Below are 6,196 nucleotides of genomic sequence, written 5' to 3' on the forward strand. Positions count from 1 at the left end.
CAGCGGGTGAGCATCCAGGAGTACCGGGTGCGCGGCAACAGCGTGCTGGCGGCGCGGGAGATTGAGCAGGCGGTGATGCCGTACCTGGGCCCGGGACGGACGCTGGCCGACGTGGAGGCCGCGCGCGATGCGCTGCAGGCGGCCTACCAGCAGCGCGGCTACCAGTCCGTGTACGTGGACCTGCCCGAGCAGCAGGTCAGCGGCGGGGTGGTGGTGCTGCAGGTGACCCAGACCCGGGTGGGGACAGTGAACGTGGTCGGGGCCCGGCACCACGACCCGGCGCGGCTGCGCGCGGCGGTGCCGGCGCTGGCCACCGGGCAGGTGCCGGACTTCCGCCGCGCCCAGGACCAGCTGGCCGCGCTCAACCGCACCGCGCGCCGGCAGGTGGTGCCGCTGGTCAAGCCCGGGGCCACGGAGGGGACCATGGACGTGGACCTGAAGGTGGAAGACACCGCGCCGTGGCGGGCCAGCCTGACGGTCAACAACGACCACAGCGTGGACACCACCCGGCTGCGCAGCATCCTGAGCGTGGGCCACGACAATTTGTGGCAGCGCGAGCACAGCGCCTCGCTGAGCTGGTTCGCCGCCCCGCAGGACGTGGACGAGGCCAGCGTGTGGTCCGGGTCCTACCGGCTGCCGCTGGGCGGGCCGGACTGGCAGCTGGAAGCGGCCGGCTACCGCTCCGACAGCAACGTGGTCTCCAGCGGCACCACCCAGGTCACCGGCAAGGGCCACGCGGTGGGCCTCAAGCTCAGCCACACCCTGCCGCAGGCCGGGGCCTGGTGGCACCAGTGGACGCTGGGGGTGGACTTCAAGGACATGGACGAGGCGGTGGCCCTGACCGGGATGGCCAGCGACTTCGCGCCGCTGAAGTACGCGCCGGTGACCCTGGCCTACAGCGGGTTCCGCCAGGGCGAGCGACACCAGTTCGCGCTGGGCCTGCAGGCGGTGTTCGGCGCGCGCAGCGTGCTGGGCTACGGCAGCGGGGCGGACGCGTTCGACTGGAAGCGCGCCTATGCCGATGCCAGCTTCTTCGTGCTCAAGGCCGATGTCAGCGACACCTACAGCCTCGCCAGCGGGGCGCAGTGGTACGCGCGGGTGTCGGCGCAGCTGACCGACCAGCCGCTGGTGTCCGGCGAGCAGTTCGCCGCCGGCGGCATGTACACCACCCGCGGCTACCGCTCGGCCGAGGCCATCGGCGACTACGGGGCGATGTTCACCCTGGAGTGGCGCAGCGCGCCGCTGACCCGCTGGGGCCTGTGCGAGTGGCGCTTCCACGGCTACCTGGACGGGGCCTGGCTGGGCCTGCGCCGGCCGCTGCCCGAACAGGAAGCCGAGGCCTCGCTGGCGTCGCTGGGGTTCGGGACCAGCTTCCGGGTGGGCGAGCACTTCGACGTGCGCCTGGACTACGGCCACAGCCTGCTGGACGGGCCCACCACCACCCGCGGCGCGGACCGGCTGCACGTCAGCGTCGGCGCCAGCTACTGACCCTCATTTCTTTTTCTGGAGATTTTTCCATGCAACGCGTCCTTCTCCTGTTGTTGATGCTGCTGGGCCTGTCGCTGCAGGCCAGCGCCCGGGCCCAGGAACCCGGTCCGGCCTGGTGGCAGGCCGACTGGAAGTACCGCAAGCCGCTGACGGTGGACGCCGGCCCGCAGGGCGCGGGCCTGGCCACCGGCCCGGGCCGGCTGCCGGTGCTGGTGCGCCTGCACGCGGGCAACTTCGCCTTCGACGGGGTGGGCGAGGGCGGCCGGGACCTGCGCTTCATCGCCGCCGACGGGCACACCGTGCTCAACCACCAGGTCGAGCGCTACGACGCGGCCGCGGCCATGGCCCTGGTCTGGGTCGACGTGCCGGCGGTGACCCCGGGCGCGGCGCAGACCCTGTGGATGTACTACGGCAACCCGCAGGCCCCGGCCGCGGGCAACGGCCAGCTGGTGTTCGACCCGGACTACACCGCCGTCTACCACTTCGCCGGCACCACCGCCCAGGTCCAGGACACCACCGCCTACGGCAACCACGCCAGCGGCCCGTTGACCGCGCTGGAGGCGGCCCTCATCGGCCGCGGCGCGCAACTGGGCAAGGCGCCCTTCCAGCTGCCGGCCTCGGCCTCGCTGGCGGTGCCGGCCGGCGGGACGATGAGCTTCTCGGCATGGGTCAAGCCCGAGGCGGCCGGTCCGGGCCAGAGCGTGTACCTGCGCCGGGACGGGGAGCACCTGCTGTGGCTGGGCGTGGACAACGGGGTGCCGTTCGTGCAGGTGGACCAGGCGCGCAGCGCGCCGGTGGCCGCATTGCCAAGCGGGCAGTGGAGCCATCTGGCCTTCACCGCCGACGCCGGGGCGGTGGTGCTGTACGTGGGCGGGCGGGAAGTGGCGCGGGTGGCCACGCCGCTGCCGGCGCTGGCCGGTCCGGCCTGGGTCGGCGGCGAAGGCGCCCCGGCCCCGGCCGGGGCGGTGGCCGCCGCGCCGTTCACCGGCGCGCTGGACGAGATGCGCCTGTCCAAGGTGGCCCGGCCGGCGGCCGCGCTGCTGGCCGAGGTGGCCTCGCAGGGCCCGGCCGCGCGGCTGGTGCGCCTGGGCGAGGACGAACAGAACGCCGGGGTGAGCCATTTCGGGTTCATTTTGAAGTCCATGCCGGTGGACGCCTGGGTGGTGGTCATCGTGCTGGGGCTGATGCTGCTGCTGTCCTGGGCCATCATGCTGGCCAAGGGGCGGTATTTCGGGCGGGTCAGCCGGGCCAACGCGGCCTTCGCCGTGCAGTACCAGCAGGTGGCCGGCCTGCCGGCGGCCAGCCTGCAGGAACGCGCCCGCCAGGGCACCCTGGACGCGGACATCCGCGAGCACGCCAGCCTGTGGCGGCTGTACGCCATCGCCATGGACGAACTCAAGGGCCGCCAGGCCCATGCCCACGGCCTGAGCGCGGCCGCGCTGGCGGCCATCCGCGCGGCCATGGACGCCGAGGTCATCCGCGAAGGCGAGCGCATGAGCCGGCGCATGAACTGGCTGTCCACCACCATTGAAGGCGCCCCCTACGTGGGCCTGTTCGGCACCGTCATCGGCATCATGCTGGTGTTCGCGGTGGCGGCCATGGCCGGGGCGGTGGACATCAACTCGGTGGCCCCGGGCATGGCCGCGGCGCTGCTGTGCACGGCCGCCGGCCTGGGCGTGGCCATCCCGGCCCTGTTTGGCTACAACTGGCTGGCCGCCCGCGCCGAGGCCATCGGCGCGGACATGGCCGTGTTCGTGGACGAGTTCAGCGCCCGCCTGGCCGAGGAGTTCGACGCCGCCGGCCCGGTGCCGTCGGTGCTGCACTCGGTGCGGGCCTGAGGACCGCGCCATGGCCGCCAAGCGATTGGGTGTCAAAAAACGCGAGAAGGGCATCAACGTCACCCCCTTCGTGGACGTGCTGCTGGTGGTGCTGGTCATTTTCATTTTGACCAGCAACGCCACCATCCCCGGCATTGAGGTCAACCTGCCCAAGGCCAGCAGCAGCCAGGCCCTGGAGAAGCCGCAGACCAAGGCCATCACGGTGGACAACGCCGGGCAGATTTTCCTGGACGCCTACCCGGTGAGCCTGGCCGAGCTGGAACAGCGCCTGCGCACCGAACAGGCCATCACCCCGGACTTCCCGGTCATCGTGCGCGGTGACGCCCAGGTGCAGTACGCCCGGGTGGTGGAAGTGCTGGACCTGCTGCGGCGCATCGAGCTGACCCAGGTCGGCCTGGTCACCGGCAAGGCGCAGGGGTGAGGCCATGACTGCGCCCGACCCCCGTCCCGGACGCGGCCTGCGCGCGGGCTGGCCGGCCCTGCTCGGGGCGCTGCTGCTGGCCGCGCTGCTGGTGGGCCTGGTCGGCTACCTGCTGCTCAAGGACCCGGCCAGCACCCGCCGGCCGGTGGCCGCCGTGCCGGTGCTGACCTTGCCGCCGCCGCCCCCGCCGCCGCCCGAACCCGAGCCCGAACCCGAGCCGGAAGTGGAACCGGAGGAGGTTATGCCCGAGCCCGAGCCGCTGGAGGACGTGCCCAAGCCGGCCGAGGAGGCGCCCCCCCCGGACACCGCCGACCCGGTGACCATGAACGCCGACGCCCAGGCCGGCACCGACAATTTCGGCATCCAGTCCGGCCGCGGCGGCGGCATGAGTGGGGTCGGCGCCGGCGGCGCCGGCAACGCCTCCTACGGCCGCTACCTGGGCTACGTCCTGCAGCAGGCCATCGCCCGCGACGAACGCCTGCGCCCGCTGGCCTTCCAGCTGACCCTGCACGTCTGGCTCGGCCCCGGCGGGGAACTGAGCCGGGTCGAACTGGCCCGCGGCAGCGGCAACCCCGACGCCGACCAGGCCGTGCTGGAAGCCGTGCGCGCCCTGGGCCGGGTGGACGAACGCCCGCCGGCCTCGCTGACCTTCCCGGCCCGGGTGCTGGTGCAGGGCCGCCGGCCCGCCGGCTGACCCGGACCGCCCCGTGCCGACCACTGCCCCCCTTTTCCGCCCCTTTTTCCTGCCTTGTGAGTTGCCCATGACCCGTCTTCCCCTTTCCCGCCTGCGCCACCTGGCCGCCGGCATCGGCCTGGCCCTGGTCCTGTCCACCGCCGCCCAGGCCCAGGACGCCCCGGCCGCCGAGAGCACCCTGGTCAAGCTCATCCGCGGCCTCATCGACAGCGGCGCGCTCACCCCCCAGGTGGGCCAGGCCCTGCTCGAGGAAGCCCGCCGCGAGGCCGCCGCCCGCCCGGCCGCCAGCACCGCCGGCCCGGCCCTGGAACCGGGCGAGGTGCGCGTGCCCTACATCCCCGAGTCCGTGCGCGAAGGCATCCGCGAGGAGGTCAAGGCCGAGGTGCTGGCCCAGGCCAAGGCCGAACGCTGGGCCGCCCCGGAGGCGGTGCCGGAGTGGACCCAGCGCGTGCAGGTCACCGGCGATGTGCGCGTGCGCAACGAGTCGCGCCTGTTCTCCGAACGCAACAGCACCATCGAGACCGACTGGGCCCGCATCAACGCCGGCGATGGCTACGACATCAACCCCAACACCAACCTGGACCTGCCGCCGCTGCGCAACACCCGCCAGGACCGCAACAACTCCTGGCGCATCCGCGCCCGCCTGGGCGTGCTGGCCCAACTGGGCGACCACACCCGCGCCGGCGTGCGCCTGGCCACCGGCAACGACGACGGCCCGGTCTCCACCACCCAGACCCTGGGCGGCGGCCTGGCCAAGAAGGACGCCTGGCTGGACCAGGCCTGGCTGGCCTGGTCGCCGCTGCCGGGCCTGGAGTTCACCGGCGGACGCTTCGCCAACCCCTACTGGTCCACCGACATCCTGTTCTCCAACGACCTCAACTTCGACGGCCTGGCGGTCAAGTACGAACGGGCCGTGGGCCAGGGCCTGGACCTGTTCGCCACCCTGGGCCTGAGCCCGCTGGAATACTCGGCCGACAACTTCCCGGCCACCAGCCAGGACAAGCAGGCCAGCCGCGACAAGTGGCTCAACGGCCTGCAGGTGGGCGCCAACTGGCGTTTCGGGCAGGACCAGACCCTGCGCGCGGCGCTGGCCTACTACCAGTTCCGCAACATCTCCGGCGAGTACTCGGCCCCCTGCGCGCTGTACGCCGGCGCCCAGGTCTGCAGCACCGACGGCACCCGCCCGGCGTTCATGCAGAAGGGCAACACCCTCATGCTCCTGCGCAACATCGCCCTGGACCCGCTGGACCCGGCCAACACCCCGCTGCCGCAGTACGTGGGCCTGGCGGCCAATTTCAGGTTGGTGGACGTGAATCTGAGCTGGGAGACCCCGGCCCTGGCCGGCACCCGCCTGCGCCTGGACGCCCACGGGGTCAAGAACACCGCCTACGACCCGCAGCGGATGTGGACCCGCGCCCATGGCGGGCTGGTCACCAACCTGGCCACCCCGGCCGGCGCCACCCCCACCGTGGCCGACCTGGACAGCGGCGACACCGCCTACCTGGTCCAGGCCACCTTCGGCGACCTGGCCCTGGCCCAGGCCGGCGACTGGAACGCCTGGCTGGGCTACAAGCGCATCGACCCGGACGCGCTGCCGGACGGGTTCAACGACTCCAATTTCCATCTCGGCGGCACCAACGCCAAGGGCTACTACCTGGGCGCCTCCTACGCCTTCGACCGCAAGGTCTGGCTGACCGGCCGCTGGATGGCCGCCAAGGAAGTCAGCGGCGCCCCGCTGTCCATCGATGTCTTCCA

At 72.7% G+C, this 6,196-nt stretch carries 5 protein-coding genes; all 5 read left to right on the forward strand.

Annotated features, from left to right (window positions below; genetic code table 11):
- On the forward strand, positions 1-1,488 hold a 1,488-nt coding region (locus FHW78_RS19770; protein ID WP_183645115.1), incomplete at its 5' end, for a ShlB/FhaC/HecB family hemolysin secretion/activation protein.
- 29 nt (positions 1,489-1,517) lie between these two features.
- A complete protein-coding gene (locus FHW78_RS19775) occupies positions 1,518-3,326 on the forward strand; it encodes a MotA/TolQ/ExbB proton channel family protein (protein ID WP_183645118.1) in 1,809 nt (602 codons plus the stop codon).
- Positions 3,327-3,336: 10 nt separating this feature from the next.
- Complete coding sequence (locus tag FHW78_RS19780) at positions 3,337-3,747, forward strand: biopolymer transporter ExbD (protein WP_183645121.1); 411 nt, start codon at positions 3,337-3,339, stop codon at positions 3,745-3,747.
- Between the two features lie 4 nt (positions 3,748-3,751).
- Positions 3,752-4,441, forward strand: coding sequence for a cell envelope integrity protein TolA (locus tag FHW78_RS19785; protein ID WP_183645124.1), 690 nt, complete (start codon positions 3,752-3,754; stop codon positions 4,439-4,441).
- Between the two features lie 67 nt (positions 4,442-4,508).
- Positions 4,509-6,196, forward strand: a 1,688-nt coding sequence (locus tag FHW78_RS19790) for a putative porin (RefSeq protein ID WP_183645127.1), incomplete at its 3' end; no start/stop codon positions are given.

This window comes from Pseudoxanthomonas sp. OG2, from assembly GCF_014192765.1.
GTDB classification, from domain to species: Bacteria; Pseudomonadota; Gammaproteobacteria; order Xanthomonadales; family Xanthomonadaceae; genus Pseudoxanthomonas_A; species Pseudoxanthomonas_A beigongshangi.